The 14799-nt window shown below is 72.6% G+C and carries 13 protein-coding genes and 2 tRNA genes; 9 read left to right on the forward strand and 6 right to left on the reverse strand.

Annotation, left to right across the window (positions count from 1 at the left end):
- Positions 1-45: 45 nt before the first annotated feature.
- Complete coding sequence (gene rpiA / locus F1D61_RS03420; RefSeq protein WP_203156521.1) at positions 46-756, reverse strand: ribose-5-phosphate isomerase RpiA; 711 nt, start codon at positions 754-756, stop codon at positions 46-48.
- Positions 757-967: 211 nt separating this feature from the next.
- Positions 968-1378: a hypothetical protein gene (locus F1D61_RS03425; RefSeq protein ID WP_203156522.1), complete on the reverse strand. Its 411-nt coding sequence runs from the start codon at positions 1376-1378 to the stop codon at positions 968-970.
- A gap of 179 nt (positions 1379-1557) precedes the next feature.
- On the opposite strand from F1D61_RS03425, the gene gph reads away from it, so the two are divergent.
- Entirely contained in the window at positions 1558-2256 is a 699-nt protein-coding gene (gph, locus tag F1D61_RS03430) for a phosphoglycolate phosphatase (protein ID WP_203156523.1), read from the forward strand.
- A 233-nt stretch (positions 2257-2489) separates the two neighbouring features.
- Here gph and F1D61_RS03435 read toward each other — a convergent pair.
- From F1D61_RS03435 to F1D61_RS03445, 3 genes are all read right to left on the reverse strand, one after another.
- A tRNA-Val gene (locus tag F1D61_RS03435) sits at positions 2490-2564 on the reverse strand.
- 120 nt (positions 2565-2684) lie between these two features.
- Positions 2685-2759 (reverse strand) — tRNA-Val (locus F1D61_RS03440).
- A gap of 65 nt (positions 2760-2824) precedes the next feature.
- The gene (locus F1D61_RS03445; protein ID WP_203156524.1) at positions 2825-4615 is read right to left on the reverse strand and encodes an ABC transporter ATP-binding protein/permease; all 1791 of its coding nucleotides are present in this window, start codon (positions 4613-4615) and stop codon (positions 2825-2827) included.
- A gap of 541 nt (positions 4616-5156) precedes the next feature.
- Between F1D61_RS03445 and F1D61_RS03450 the strand changes: the two genes are divergently transcribed.
- The 7 genes from F1D61_RS03450 (at position 5157) to F1D61_RS03480 (ending at position 12716) form a co-directional block, all read left to right on the forward strand.
- On the forward strand, positions 5157-5789 hold the full coding sequence (locus F1D61_RS03450) for a 2OG-Fe(II) oxygenase (protein WP_203156525.1): 633 nt from the start codon (positions 5157-5159) through the stop codon (positions 5787-5789).
- A 177-nt stretch (positions 5790-5966) separates the two neighbouring features.
- Entirely contained in the window at positions 5967-6791 is an 825-nt protein-coding gene (locus tag F1D61_RS03455; RefSeq protein WP_203156526.1) for a hypothetical protein, read from the forward strand.
- 155 nt (positions 6792-6946) lie between these two features.
- Positions 6947-7876 carry a ParA family protein gene (locus F1D61_RS03460; RefSeq protein ID WP_203156527.1) on the forward strand — a complete coding sequence of 310 codons (930 nt, stop codon included), beginning with the start codon at positions 6947-6949 and terminating at the stop codon, positions 7874-7876.
- The gene (locus F1D61_RS03465; protein WP_203156528.1) at positions 7866-8468 is read left to right on the forward strand and encodes a hypothetical protein; all 603 of its coding nucleotides are present in this window, start codon (positions 7866-7868) and stop codon (positions 8466-8468) included. The genes F1D61_RS03460 and F1D61_RS03465 overlap by 11 nt, the downstream gene beginning before the upstream one ends.
- Before the next feature lie 179 nt (positions 8469-8647).
- Positions 8648-10303, forward strand: a complete 1656-nt coding sequence (locus F1D61_RS03470; RefSeq protein ID WP_203156529.1) for an acetolactate synthase large subunit — start codon at positions 8648-8650, stop codon at positions 10301-10303.
- 4 nt (positions 10304-10307) lie between these two features.
- Entirely contained in the window at positions 10308-11435 is a 1128-nt protein-coding gene (locus tag F1D61_RS03475; RefSeq protein WP_203156530.1) for a hypothetical protein, read from the forward strand.
- A gap of 558 nt (positions 11436-11993) precedes the next feature.
- The gene (locus tag F1D61_RS03480; RefSeq protein WP_246775692.1) at positions 11994-12716 is read left to right on the forward strand and encodes a helix-turn-helix transcriptional regulator; all 723 of its coding nucleotides are present in this window, start codon (positions 11994-11996) and stop codon (positions 12714-12716) included.
- Here F1D61_RS03480 and F1D61_RS03485 read toward each other — a convergent pair.
- The gene (locus F1D61_RS03485; RefSeq protein ID WP_203156531.1) at positions 12692-13471 is read right to left on the reverse strand and encodes a GntR family transcriptional regulator; all 780 of its coding nucleotides are present in this window, start codon (positions 13469-13471) and stop codon (positions 12692-12694) included. The two genes, F1D61_RS03480 and F1D61_RS03485, sit on opposite strands and share 25 nt — an antisense overlap.
- Positions 13472-13572: 101 nt before the next feature.
- On the opposite strand from F1D61_RS03485, the gene F1D61_RS03490 reads away from it, so the two are divergent.
- Complete coding sequence (locus F1D61_RS03490) at positions 13573-14529, forward strand: ribokinase (RefSeq protein ID WP_246775693.1); 957 nt, start codon at positions 13573-13575, stop codon at positions 14527-14529.
- Positions 14530-14799 lie beyond the last annotated feature (270 nt).

A 14799-nucleotide genomic window follows, 5' to 3' on the forward strand; every position in this document is an offset into this window, starting at 1 on the left:
CGGCGCCCGTGCGGGGCGGCCGTGACGAACGAGGCGGGCGGCGGGTCAGGCCGCGCCGAGGGTGACGATGCGGGACTGGCCGTCGGCCGCCTCCGCGACGATCGCGCCGGTGGCGAGCCCGAGGAACAGGCCGTGCTCGACCACGCCCGGCACCGCCACGAGGGCGCGGGCCAGGGCCTCGGGATCGGGGATGCGGCCGAGGCCGGCATCGAGGATCAGGTGGCCGCCATCGGTGACGAAGGGCGCGCCGTCGCCGCCCTTGCGGACGGAGAGCGGCCCGGCGCAGCCGGCGGAGCGGATCGCCGCCGCCACCGCCAGGGTGGTGGCGACGAGGCCGAAGGGCACCACCTCGATCGGCAGGGGGAAGCGCCCGAGCGTCTCGACGCGCTTGGCCCCGTCGACGATCACCACCATGCGGCGGCTGGCCGCCGCCACGATCTTCTCGCGCAGCAGCGCGCCGCCGCCGCCCTTGACGAGGCGGAGCTGCGGATCGATCTCGTCGGCGCCGTCGATCGTGAGGTCGAGGTCGGGCGTCTCGTCGAGGGTCGTGAGCGGGATGCCCGCGGCCTCGGCGGCCCGGCGCGTCGCCTCGGAGGTCGGCACGCCGACGACCTTGAGCCCGGCCCGCACCTTCTCGCCGAGAAGCTCGACGAACACGGTCGCGGTCGAGCCGGTGCCGAGGCCGAGGCGCATGCCGTCCTCGACCAGCCCGACCGCCCGGGCGGCGGCGGCGCGCTTGAGCTCGGCGGGGCTCACCGCCGGCCTCCGCGGGATTGACGGGTCTGGGACATCGGCATGCGTCTCGATTCGCTGGTCTCGTCCGCCATGCCATCGCCCCTGGGGCGAGAACAAGGCGGGCGGGGCGCCCTGACGGCCGGTCCCGCTGATCGAGAGGCCCCCTAGCACGCGGCCGGAGGAGGCGGAAGCGGCCATCCGGCCTCGCCCGACCGGCGTCGCGCTCTCGAAATCAGGGCTTGGCCGCCGGTGTCGGCGCCGCGCTGCCGGCATTGCCCTGGGGCGTGCAGACCACGGCGTCGTCGAGGACGTAGCAGATGCTCATCGCGCCGGTGCGCTGGTTGACCCGGAACACGCCGGCCTCGCGCAGGTGGCGGGAGGCGACTAGGCTGTACTCGGAGGGGGCCTGCGGGCCCGCGCCCTCGCCCGGGCCGAAGCACAGGGTGGTGCCGATGGTGTTCTCCTGCAGGCCGTACTGGCAGGAGATGACCTCGCCTGTCGCCTTGTCGACCCGGTAGACCCGGTTGAGGTCGGCCTGGGGCGCCGGCACGAACTCGTAGGACGCGGCATGGGCCGCACCCGCGACCAGCAGCCCCGCGGCGATCCCGGCCGCCTTGATCCGATAACCCGCAATCCCCGGCATGGCGGCCGCTCCTCGCACGCAATCGCGACGACGGCCCATGCCCGCGCGGCGGCCGACTCGTCCGTTTCGCGCTGTTATAGCTCGACCCCGCTTGTCCCGGGCTTGCCGCGTCTCCGGGTTCCGCCCCGCTTCGGCCGCCTGTATGGGAGGCGCTCATCAGCGTCAGCCAGCGAGACCCCATGCCGACCACCAGCCCCGATTCCCTGCCGCCGATCGTCGTGTTCGACCTCGACGGCACCCTCGCGGAGACCGCGGGCGACCTGATCGGCACGCTCAACACGATCCTGGAGCGGGAGGGATTGCCGTCGGTGGCGGTCTCGCAGGCGCGGGAGCTGATCGGGGCGGGGGCGCGGGCGCTGATCCAGCGCGGCTTCGCGGCGGGCGGGCGCGAGCTGACGCCGACGCGGCTCGACGAGCTGTTCCGGGTGTTCCTGGCCCATTACGGCCAGCACCTCTGCGAGGCGTCGCATCTCTTCCCCGGCGTGGTCGATTCCCTCGACCGGCTGGAGGCGGCGGGCTACCGGCTCGCGGTCTGCACCAACAAGCCGGAAGACCATTCGGTGCGGCTGCTGGAGCTGCTCGGGGTGAAGGCCCGCTTCGCGGCGATCTGCGGCCGCGACACCTTCCCGTATTTCAAGCCCGATCCGCGCCATCTCACCGAGACGATCGCCCGGGCCGGCGGCGATCCGGCCCGGGCCGTGATGGTGGGCGATTCGCGCACCGACGTCGCCACCGCCAAGGCCGCCGGCATCCCGGTGGTGGCGGTGCCGTTCGGCTATACCGACGTGCCGGTGGAGGAACTGGAGCCGGACGTGGTGATCCAGCATTTCGAGGAGCTGTACGAGGCGGTGCTGCGGCTGGATCCGGGCGTGGCCTGAAATTGACGCCACGGACCCGACACCCTCAGGGTCATCCCGGGGCCGCGCAGCGGAGCCCGGGATCCAGAGCCGCGGATAGCCCAGAATCGAGCGGAATGCTCTCCGCCTCGTTCTGAACGACCTGAGTGTCTGGATCCCGGGTTCCGCTACGCGGCCCCGGATGACGCGGAGGATGGCAGATGCGCGGGGAGAGCCAATCAGGCTCAAATCCCATGTGTTTTTGAAGGGGAAAGTGGTGGGCGCGACAGGGATTGAACCTGTGACCCTTCGCGTGTGAAGCGAATGCTCTCCCGCTGAGCTACGCGCCCGATGGTCGGTCCCGTGCGGGGATGATGCGGCGAGAGCCGTATCGCGGACCGAACCTGTCTCGACGGCGGGATCGCGTGGCGACGGGACGCCGGGATCGAGCCGTCAAACTTTCAAAAGGGTGGTGGGCGCGACAGGGATTGAACCTGTGACCCTTCGCGTGTGAAGCGAATGCTCTCCCGCTGAGCTACGCGCCCTGTGAGCCGGCTTCTAGGCGGGGCGACGCGGCGCGTCAAGGCGCTTCGTCGCCCCTGACGGACCGTTACTCCGCCGGCACCGCCGCGGCGAGGTCGGTGGGCACGAAGCGGCCGTCCTCGCGGCGGGTCATGTCGATCCGCCGGTCGTGGAAGGCGGTCAGCGTCGAGCGGTGGCCGATCGACACGAGGGTGGTGTCCGGAAGTTCCTGGCGCAGCATGCGGTAGAGCGCGGCCTCGGTCGGCTCGTCGAGGGCGGCGGTGGCCTCGTCGAGGAAGAGCCAGTCGGGCTTGGCGAGGAGCGCCCGGGCGACGGCGAGGCGCTGCTGCTCGCCGAGCGACAGGGCCTGCGCCCAGGGCGCCTCCTCGTCGAGGCGATCCGCCAGGTGCGGCAGCCGCGCCGCCGCGAGGGCTGCCCGGATCGCCGCGTCGTCGTGGCGCCCGGCGGGCTCCGGATAGGTGGCGGCGGCGCGCAAGGTCCCCATCGGCAGGTAGGGCCGCTGCGGCAGCAGCATCAGGCGCGCGCCCTCCGGGGTCGTGACCGAGCCCTCGCCGAAGGGCCAGATGCCCGCGATGGCACGAAACAGCGTCGACTTGCCCGAGCCCGAGGGACCGGTGAGCAGCGTCGTCTCGCCCGGACGGAAGGAGAGGGCCGGCGCCTCGGCGATGCGGCGCCCGTCCGGCAGGTCGAGGGCGAGGCCCTTGAGGTGGAGGCCCGCCCCGCTCGCCGGCGCTACCGCCAGCGCGCTGCCCGCCGCCATCGCGTCGGCCCGGTTCATCGCCGCGTCGAAGGTGGTGAGCCGGTCGACCTGCGCCTTGTAGTCGGCCAAAGTCACGTAGAACGTGATGAAGAACGACATCGCGCCCTCGACCCGCGCGAACGCGCCGGCGGTCTGCGTCATCACCCCGAGGGGGATCTGGCCGGCGAAGTAGTAGGGGGCGACCAGGACGTAGGGGATCACCGCGTTGACCTGCTGGTAGCTGGCCGTGAAGGCGGCGAGCTTCTTGCGGCGGTCGACGATGGCGTAGAAGTTCCGGATCAGCGCCCCGAAGCGCTCACCGAGCGAGACCTTCTCGGCCCGGGCGCCGTCGAGGAGCGCCACCTGCTCGCCATATTCGCGCAGGCGGGCGAGCGAGAAGCGGAAATCCGCCTCGCGGCGCTGCTGCTCGAAGTTGAGCCCGGCGAGCTTCCGGCCGATGCGGTGGGTGATCCAGGTGACGAGGCCCGAGTAGATCAGCGCACCCCAGACCAGGAAGCCCGGCACGTGCCAGCTCGTCCCCGGCACCGTGAAGGCGGAGGAGATGTTCCACAGGATCACCGAGAACGAGATCAGGTTCGAGACGGTCGAGATGACGTTGATGGCCAGCGACTGCGTCGTCTGGGTGAACTGGTCGATGTCGTCGGCGATGCGCTGGTCGGGGTTGTCGGCCTGGGCGCTCGCAAAGCCCATGCGATAATGCGTGTCGTTGCCGAGCCAGCGGTCGACGTAGTGCCGGGTCATCCAGGCGCGCCAGCGGATGCGCAGGAACGACTGGATCACGTACTGGATGATCGCGCTCGCCACGTAGACCGCGGCCCAGAGGCAGAACACCGAGAACAGCAGCGACCAGAACGCCGCCGCGTCCTTGTTCTGGATGGCGTTGAACCAGTCGCGGTTGAAGTACGAGATCCGCACGTTGATCGCCACCTGGGCGAACTCGATGCCGATCACCACGGCCGCCATGATGAGCGCGACCCAGCGTTCCTGCATCTGCACCGCCGGCAGCGGCCACAGCCGCACCGTCGTGACCTCGCGGGTCGTGTAAAAGGGATAGGCCAGGCGCCAGATCTGCAGGAGGGCCTGCTTCAAGCCGTGCATCGCGGTCTCCGGGCCGCCCGGCGGGCGGGCCTCAAGCGGGCCCGCCTCTCGAGGCGGCGGGCCGGTGATTCGGTGGCGGTCGAGCGCGCCGGGCGTCGTTCGACTCTCGCGGGGTTCCCGGTCGCCGTGGTCGCGGCGGGAGTCTCGCGAGGGGCATCGCCCGCGTCCGTCCGACCCGCCATGGGTCAGCCCCGTGGCAGGACCATGGCGCCGTTGCCGTGGCAAGTTAAACCCCGTTCACGCGTCGCGCCCCGTCCCCGGCGGCAAGGCGTGACGGCTCGCAGGCTCGCCAAGACGTGAACGCGCGGGGCTCGGCGCCCCGCCGCCGCCGCAATCCGCCCCGATGGTCCGTCCGTGTTCCCGCGTGACCCGCCACCGGAGCCGCCCGCGCCCGCGGGGCGACGGTGACCGGCTCCGACGTGTCCGGTCCCGGGTGTCCAGTCTCGGGTCTTCGATCTCGGGTCTTCGATCCTGCCGCACCTTCGTTCGACGAACTCCGGCGTCGTCGGACAATCTCCAGCCTGACGAGTGCGATCCTCCCATGTCGCCCCTCTCGATCCTCGACGTCGATGCCGTGCGTGCCGCCCCCGTCGCCCAGGACCCCTACCGGTACTGCCTCGGACGGCAGGTCCTGCGGCCGGAGGCGATCCCCGCGCTGACGCGCGACTTCCCGGCCATCGCCAAGCCCGGCTACCTCACGGTGGACGAGGTGCAGCTCACCGGCCGCTTCAAGGACCTGATCGGGGAGCTGGAGAGCGACGCCTTCTCGCGGGTCCTGGGCGAGAAGTTCGGCACCGACCTCGTCTCCTGCCCGCGGCTCACCACGGTCATGCGCCGCTCGCGGCCGAAATACGGGGCGATCCACACCGACGGCGCCGCGAAGGTGATGACGCTGCTCGTCTACATGAACGACGCCTGGGATGCGCCGGAGGCCGGGCGGCTGCGGGTGCTCTACGACGGCGAGCGGTACGAGCCCTACGCGGTCGAGGTGCCGCCGACCATGGGGACGATGTTCGCCTTCCTGCGCGCCGACAATTCCTGGCACGGCCACCGGCCGTTCGGGGGCGAGCGCCGGGTGGTGCAGGTCGCCTGGGTGAAGGATGGGGCCGCGCTGGAGCGCAAGCGCAGGCGCAACCGGACGGCGCAGGTCCTGAAGGGCATCTTCCGCCGGTAGGCCAAATCACCTGTCGGGCCAAATCACCTGTCGGACCAAGCCGCCCGCCGGGACAGTGTCCGCCGGGCGACACCGACGAATTCGCTGCGCGCGCGGCCCCGGAATCCATGTCCATCGGGTTCGTGCGCGCTCTAAGACTTGACCGCCGGCATCCGTCGGAGGACCCTTGGGGGCATCATGAGGGCGTTTCACCGCGCGGGCCTTTTCGCGGCCGGCCTGTTCGTGCTGGCGGGCGCCGCCGGCATGGCCGGGCCGGACCGGGCCGTCGCGCAGTCGGACCTCGAGACCCCCGCCGATCCGCCGGTCCTATCGAAGCCCTACCGCTCGACGATCCCGATCTACCGCCGCCGCCCGCCGCCGGACGCGGTGCCGCCGGAGGCGGGCCAGCCCGCGAGCACCTGGCGCGAGCCGCCGGGCCGGGTCGGCGCCGCGCCCCTGCGGGATTCGGCTCCCGACGAGTCCGGCTTCGGCCCGGTGAAGCCCACCCCCGCGCACGATCTCGCTCCCCGCGACCTGACCCCCCGCGATCTTACCCCCCGTGACCTGGCCCCCGAAGACGACCCGGAGGACAGGGCCTCGGCCCCGCCCGTCCCGAAGGCCGCGCCGCGGCCGAAGCCGGAGCCGCGCGAGGCCGACCGGGCCGAGCGCGAGCGGCCCGCCCGGGAAGCCCCGCAGGCGACCGAGGCGATGGGGGACGCCGACGAGGACGTGCCGCCGGCCTATGTCGGCGTGTGGGGGCCGGGCGCGGCCGCCTGCTCCAGCCGCCGCTCCGCCCGCCGCGGCCTGCTGCCGGCGGTGATCCGGCCCGGCAGCGCCCGGGCCGGCAAGACCGTGTGCCGGTTCCGCGACACGCGGCGCGAGGGACGCGGCTGGACCATGACCGCCTCGTGCAGCAGCGCAGGCCGCCACTGGACCTCGCGGGTGCGACTGACCGTGGCGGGCAGCCGCCTGACCTGGGCGAGCGAGCGCGGCTCGGCCAGCTATACCCGCTGCCGCGGCTGACGCCGGGAGCGCCCTGCAACCGGCCTTGACTCGCCGCAAACACCGGTGGTCGAAAGGGGACCCGCCGTGAAGAGAGCCCCGATGGCCCCGTTCCGCCCGCCCGCCGCGACGACGCTGCGGACCCGCGCCTCCGCCGGTCGACCGGGACCGCGCGCATGACCGCCAAGCCCGCTCCCGGACAACGCGCTCCCGGAAAGCTCGTGGCCGTCGCCAACATGAAGGGCGGCGTCGGCAAGACCACCAGCGTGGTGATGCTGGCCGATGCGCTCGCCGCCGGCGGCGCCTCGGTGCTGGTGATCGACCTCGATCCCCAGGCCAGCGCCTCGGTGTGCTTTGCCGGCGACGCCATCCTGGCCGAGATGATCACCGGGGGCCGCACCCTCGACTATTACCTGGGCCTGCGCATCGTCGACCACGACAAGGCCGCCCTGCCGGACTTCATCCGCGACTACGTCTCGAGCACCACCCATCTCGGCGAGCCGCTGCCGATCTCGCTTCTGGCTTCCGGGCCGTCGCTGCGCATCGTCGAGCGCGAGATCATCTACGCGCTCACCAAGCGCAAATACTCGATGCACGCCATCGAGGGCCACCTGTGGAAGCTGTTCCAGGAGGACTTCGCGCCCTTGCGCGACCGGTACGACTACGTGCTGTTCGACTGCGCGCCCGGCATCTCGCCGATGACCGAGGTGGCGATCCGGGCCTGCGACCTCGTGGTGGTCGCCTGCATCTCGGACTTCCTGTCCACCTACGGCCTCAAGGCGTTCTACGAGACGATCTGGGGCGTGGGCAGCGCCTCGGAGAGCATGCTGGCGCCGAAGAGGCCGCCGCACGTGCTGATCACCCGCTGGCAGAACACCAAGCAGCAGGCGACGACCTACGCCACGCTCCAGGAGAGTGCCGCTGCGGAAGGCGCGCGGTTTCGACTGTTCAGGACCCGCGTGCCGCAATCGGCCGCCCTGGCGAACGCGCTCACCCTGGAGTATCAGACCTTCGCCAACAAGTATCGTGACGCCAGCCGCGACCTGATCGGCGAGGTGATCACCCCGGTGGTGGCCGAGCTGAAGGAGGCCCTGGATGGCGCTTGAGATCGACGGCCTCGCGGTCCTGTGCGCGATCGCGGAGGCGCCGGCGGCCTTCCCGGCGATCCGCAGCGACGTCACCAAGGCCGCCCACGCCCTGGTGACGAAGCAGCTGAAGGCCAAGACCCTGGACCTGCCCGGCCTGCGCGCGGTGCGCGAGGCGCTGGGCCCCCAGCCCCTGGCGCTGATCGTCGACGGGCTGAAGGATGCCGAGGTCAAGGCCCTGGTCACCCGCCTCGACAAGCACCACCCGGACCTGAAGGACGGGCCGGCCGTCCTGCATCGCCGCCACCTGATGGCGCTCGCCGCCGATCTCGACCCGGTCGCGGCGCCTGCGGCGAAGGCGAAGCCCGCCAAGGGGGCTGCCAAGGCGCCGGCCAAGGCCAAGCCCGCCGCCAAGGCGGTGCAGCAGGAGAAGGCGACCCCGGAGAAGGCGACCGATGCGGCGCCGGTGCAGGCACCCGCGGCAGCGCCGGAGCCCGCGCCGCCGGCCCGCCCGGCTCACGCCCCGGTGCGCGGCAAGACCGCCCCGGCCGACGCCCTCGCCTCCGCCGCGATGGCCGCCCGCCCGCCGCGCCGCCCGCGCCAGCAGGAGTGAGGCGGGGCCGAACGTACCCCATTCAGATTGTGCAGGAAACAAGCTGCGCGGGTGCGGGAGCGACGGCCGAGAGCATGAACCCTCCCCCGCAGAGGGGGAGGGTTCGCGCGCGGCGATTGATTGTGTCGGCCGATCTGCGTTCTTAGCTCAAAAGTCGAACAGTCCCGGAGGAGCGCCCGATGACCAAAGGTTCCGATCTGCTCGTCGCCGCCCTCGAGAACGAGGGCGTGGACCGGATCTTCGGCATCCCGGGCGAGGAGAATCTCGACGTCGTCGAATCGCTGCGCCAGTCGAAGATCGAGCTGGTCCTGACCCGCCACGAGCAGGCGGCGGCCTTCATGGCGGCGACCCATGGCCGGCTGACGGGGCGGCCTGGCGTCTGCATCTCGACTTTGGGGCCCGGCGCCCTCAACTTCACCACCGGCGCGGCCTATGCCCATCTCGGCGCGATGCCGATGCTGATGCTCACCGGCCAGAAGCCGATCATGAGCGCCCGCCAGGCCCGGTTCCAGATCGTCGACGTGATCGCGGCGATGCGCCCGCTCACCAAGATGACGCGCCAGATCGTGTCGGCCGCCTCGATCCCCACCATCGTGCGCGACGCCTTCCGGGTCGCCACCGAGGAGCGGCCGGGCCCGGTCCATCTCGAGCTGCCCGAGGACATCGCCGCCGAGGAGGCCGACGTCGCCCTGGTGCCGCCGCACCCGATCGACCGGCCGGTGGCGAATCCCGCGGCGATCGAGCGGGCCGCCGCGATGATCCTCCAGGCCCGCCGCCCGCTGATCATGATCGGCGCCGCCGGCAACCGCCCGCGCCTCGTCGAGCCGCTCTCCGACTTCGTGCGCCGCACCCGGATCCCGTTCTTCAACACCCAGATGGGCAAGGGCGCCGTCACCGGCGGCTCGAACCTCTACATCGGCACCGCGGCGCTCTCCGAGCGCGACTACGTCCACGAGGCGATCGACAGCGCCGACCTCATCGTCTCGATCGGCCACGACACCGTCGAGAAGCCGCCCTTCCTGATGGGCCGGGTCGCGGGCGGCCCGCGGGTGATCCATGTCGGCTACGTCTCGGCCAGCGTCGAGCAGGTCTTCCATCCGGATGCCGAGGTGGTGGGCGACATCGGCGCCACCGTCACGGCGCTGGCCGACCGGCTCGGCGGAAAGCTCGATCCGGAACCGGGCCTCCTGGAGATGCGCCAGCACATCCTCGCCCGCATCAACGACCGGGCCGAGGAGGACCGCTTCCCGGTGACGCCGCAGCGCCTCGTCCACGACGTGCGGGCGGTGATGCCGGAGGACGGCATCGTCTGCCTCGACAACGGCATGTACAAGATCTGGTTCGCCCGCAACTACCGCACCCACGTCGCCAACACGCTGCTCCTCGACAACGCGCTCGCCACGATGGGCGCCGGCCTGCCCTCGGCGATGATGGCCAAGCTCGTCCATCCGGAGCGCCGGGTCCTGGCGGTCTGCGGCGACGGCGGCTTCATGATGAACAGCCAGGAGCTCGAGACGGCGGTTCGCCTGAACCTCGACCTCGTGGTGCTGGTGCTCGACGACCGGGCCTACGGCATGATCCGGTGGAAGCAGGCGGTCGACAAGTTCCCCGATTACGGCATGACCTTCGGCAACCCGGATTTCGTGACATACGCCGAATCCTACGGCGCCAAGGGCCACCGCGTGACCTCCGCCGAGGCGCTGGCGCCGACCCTGGAGGCCGCCTTCGCGGCGGGCGGGGTGCATCTCGTGGCGGTACCGGTCGATTATTCCGAGAACACCCGGGTGCTGGTCGACGAACTCGGCGGCCACGCCCCGCAGGTCGATCCGGGCTAAGGCGGTGCGGATCGCCGCGCCGGATCCGCGCCGGCGCCGGCGCGCGGCCGGGGCGCTGATGCTGCTCGCCGGGGCCGGCGTCGCGGCGGCAGCCCCGGTCCTGGTGCCGCAGGGAGCCAGGGCCTGGCGCCTGCGCGAGGCCGCCGACGATCCCGCGGCGCTCGCCACCTTGCGCCTGGACTCGGTCGCCGATGCGGCGCGGATCGGCGCCGGCCTCGACGCGGCGGTGGCGGCGGGCGACGACGACCTGGCGCAGAGCTTCCTGGCCCTCGCCGAGGAGCGGGGCGTCGCCGTCTCGCCCGAGCGGCGGGCGGCGGTGGCGGCGCTGGCCGAGACCGCCCCGCGCCGGGCGCTGACGGATGCCGCGACCGGCTTCGTCAGCGGGGAGGGGGCCGGCATGGCGGGCTTGGCCGGCGCGGTGGCGGGCGACCTCGTCGGCTACGGCGACCTGCGCGACCTGTGGCGCGAGGGCGGGCGGCTCGCCCGCGGCGAGGCCTACGACCCGCTGCTCCTCGGGCTCGCCACCGCCGGGCTGGCGCTCACCGGCGCCACCATCGTGTCCCTCGGCTCGAGCGTGCCGGTCCATGCCGGCACCACGACGCTCAAGCTCGCCGCCCGCACCGGCAAGCTGTCCCGGCCGCTGGCCGCGCGGCTCACCCGCAGCGCCGGCGCCGCGATCGACCGGGAGGCGTTGGCCCTCGCCACCGCGGCCGCCGGCCGGCTCGACCTCGCGGCCCTGTGCCAGGGCGCGAAGGGCGTGCTCAAGCCGGGTGCGTTCCGGGAGATCCGCAGCGTCGGCGAGCAATCGGCCCGGATCCAGGCGCGGCTCGGCGCCCGCGGCACCCTCCAGGCCCTCGCGGTGGCGGAGAATGCCGACGACCTGCGCCGGGTCGCCCGCCTGTCTGAGGGCCTGGGCGGGCGCACCCGGGCGGTCCTGGCTTTGCTCGGCCGCGGCGCCCTGGTGCTGGGTTCGGGCCTGCTGGCGATCCTGCAGGGCCTGTGGCTCGTCCTCGCCTGGTTCTTCGCCGCCGCCCTGTTCTGCCGCCGCGCCGGCACCGCCCTCGGCCGGCTGATCTGGCGCCGCCCGCGTCGCGCGAGAGCCGCGCCGCGCCTGGCGGACGCGCCCGCCTGACGGCAACGCATCGTCGTCTCACAGACGCGCCGCGAGAGCGGATGGCCGCGGACAGCATCTGCCGTGTCGATCCCTGCGGCCTTCCCCTGCATTCGAGGGCGCTCGACTGCCTGGACCGGCGGCGTCGTCTCCAACGTATCCCGGCGCAATCTCCGAGCCGGGCCCGAGACGCGCCTTCTCGGATACCTCGACCATCGGTGATCGGCACTGGCCGGCACCGACGGGCGGCGATCGACCGTCCGGCGGCCCGCATCCCCTCCGAAAGGATGATACCAATCCCGGCCGCATCGCCACGATCGATACCATACACAAGCATCAACCCGCGATCCGATCAATCATGTCCGATATAATTCTGACGATGGAGCGGGAAGGAACAGTCTTGTGCCGCGGAGATTTTGGTACTTATATGGATTGGGGCGGGTCGTGGCCCGCCCGTTCGCGACGGTTTGCCGGGGGGGCGACGATGCAGGCGCGCAGGTGGAGCGAGCGCAGTCGGACCGGATTGCCGCGGTCGGAGGACCGGGGGCGGCGCGACCGCTCGACCGGGACCATCGCGCCGTGACCGCCGGCATCGTCGCCTGGCAGCCGGCCGCGGCCGCCGCCCTCGACGCCCTCGCCCTCGCGGTGCTCGTGGTCGACCGGCAGGGGCATATCCTCCATGCCAACCGGGAGGCGGCGGACCTCCTCGACCGGCCCGACGGCGCCCTGTCGGGCCAGCACGCGGCCTGCGGCTGCCATGTCGCCCATGATCATGGCGCCAACGATCATGGCGCCAAGGATCAGAGGATCCGGCATCTCGGGACGCGCCGGGCGGAGGGCCGCTCGCGGCTCCAGGCCCTGATCCAGGCGGCCTGCGACGGGCGCCCCGGGGAGGCGGTCGGCTTCCTCCAGCTCGAGGGCGGTATTCCGGACGAGCCGGGCGTCTCGGTCTGCGTCTCGCCCCTCGCCGAGGCGGAGGCGCCGGGCCGGGCGCTGGTGGTGGCCCGCCTGCTGCGGGCGCAAGGGCGGATCGAGGCGCAGTTGCGCACCCTGTTCGGCCTGACCCGGGCCGAGGCGCAGGTCGGGGCGGGCCTGGCCCGCGGCGGCAGCCTGGCGGAGATCGCCGCCGAACTCGGCATCAGCGTCACCACGGCGCGCACCCACGTCGCCCGCATCTTCCTCAAGACCGGCACCCGGCAGCAGAGCCAGCTCGTCGCCCTGGTGGCGGCGGTGCAACTGCCGGTGGCCTATGGCGCCGAGGTGGCGGCCGTGCCGGCTCAGGCCCTCAGGTCGAGCCGGTAGGCGTAGGCGTCGCCGCGAAACAGGCCCTCGACATACTCGATCATCCGGTCGTCCCGGTCATAGGAATGGCGCTTGATCAGCAGGCAGGGCAGGGGTTGCGTGAAACCGAACACCGCACATTCCGCCTCGTCCGGCGTCGCCGCCTCGATGGTCTGGCGGCAGCGCACCAGGGCCGCCCCGTGCGCGCCGAGGAACGCGTAGACCGAGCCGCCGAGGTCGCCCTCGGCCAGCGCCGGCACCGCCGTGAGGTCGTACCACGCCACCTCCCGCGACAGCGGCATGCCGTCGCCGCAGCGGATGCGGACCAGCTTGAGGAACGGCGCGGTCGAGGGCAGGCCGAACAGCGAGGCGATCGAGCGGTCCTGGGCCACGCGGCGCTCGACGATCCGCGTCGAGGGCACGCGGCCGAGTTCCCGCATCTCCTCGGTGAAGCCCTTGAGCCGGTCCATGCCCGGGCTGAGCCGGGTGCGGCCGGCCGCGACGATGAAGCCGTGCCGGCCATGGGCCGTGAGGTAATGCTGCCGCCGCAAGGAATCGTAGCAGCGCTGCACCGTGGTGCGGCTGACGCCCAGCGCCTCCGCGAAGGGCCGCTCGGCCGGCAGCGTCGTGCCGCCCGCCACCGTCCCGTCCTCGATCAGCCCGCGCAGCTGCTCCTCCAGCTGCTGGTAGAGCGGCTTCGCGGTATCGTTGCGCAGCCGCACCAGGCTCGTCAGGGCAGGGGGGCCCGGGCCGGGCCCGGACGGGTGCTCGGGCATCGGCGGCTCAGCCGCTGCGGCGGGACCGCGCCGGCACGGCGCGGGCGACGGGACGGAGAAGGGGCATGATCGCCGCAATGAGCGTCGGGGAGAGAGTCGACATGCTAGCCGATCCGGCTCTCTTCGTCCTCGGGAGCTTCGTGGTGGCCTGTTCTGCCACGGTTGACCGCCTGCCGCGAGCGGGCGAATCGCTGAGGGCACAGGCTTTCCTGGTCGAACCGGGCGGCAAGGGCCTCAATCTCGCGGTCGGCGCGCGGCGCCTCGGCGCCGCGGTCGACGGCCTCCTGGCGGTCGGCGACGATCCCCTGGCGGCGCTCGCCGCGCCGGCCCTCGACCGCGCCGGCCTGCCCGCCGCGATGCTGCATCGCTTCGCCGGCCCGACCGGAGCCGGCATCGGCTTCACCGACGCCGCGGGCGAGAATTGCCTCGCCGTCCATCCGGGCGCCAATGCCCGGCTCGGGACCGCGGAGGTGCGGGCGGCGGCGGAGCGGATCGCCGGGAGCGCCCTCGTCCTGGCGCAGTTCGAGGTCGGCGACGAGGCGGTGGCGGAGGCCTTCCGGATCGCCCGCGCGGCAGGCGTGCGCACCCTGCTCAACCCCTCGCCGTTCCGGATGCCGTCGCCCGGGATCCTGGCCGACACCGCGATCCTGGTCGTCAATGCGGTCGAGGCGGCGGCGTTCGGCGTCGCTCTCGGAGTACCGCTGCCCGATGGCGGGAACGAGACGAGCCCGAAGGCCTGGGCCGGCCTCGCGGGGGCGCTCCTCGCCTCCGGGCCGGACCTCGTCGTCGTCACCCTCGGGTCCGGTGGCGCGCTCGCCTTCCGGGACGGCCGGCCCGCCCTGGTCCAGCCCGCCTTCCGGGTGACCGCGATCGATACGCTCGGGGCGGGCGACGCCTTCACGGCGGGGCTCGCGGTCGCCCTCGCCGAGGGGCGTCCGCTCCCGGAGAGCCTGAGCCTGGCTGCGGCCTGCGGCGCCTGCGTGGTCCGCCGCAAGGGCGTGTTCGATGCCTTGCCGGATCGCGCCGCCATCGCGGACCTGGTCGGCGGGGTGGCCTGAATCGCTCACCCCCGAAAAGGTGTTTTCCGAAACGTCGGCGCGCTCTGACTCAGGTGAAAAGGCCCGCGAGCAGGCTGCCGACCATCGCCACCATCGCGAGGGTCACGAGGAACCGGATGTCGTCGAGTCTTTCCCTGATCATCGCCGAACCTCCGTCGCCGCGTGACCGGGCGATGTGTAGAACCTGAGCGCGGCTTGCGCCGTGCGCGTCCGCACCTTTGCTTGATGAAGGGTGAACGCGGTGTATCCGGGATTGTCCGGTTGCGGTCA

Origin of the sequence: Methylobacterium aquaticum, from assembly GCF_016804325.1 — a bacterium.
In the GTDB taxonomy this organism is placed as follows: domain Bacteria; phylum Pseudomonadota; class Alphaproteobacteria; order Rhizobiales; family Beijerinckiaceae; genus Methylobacterium; species Methylobacterium aquaticum_C.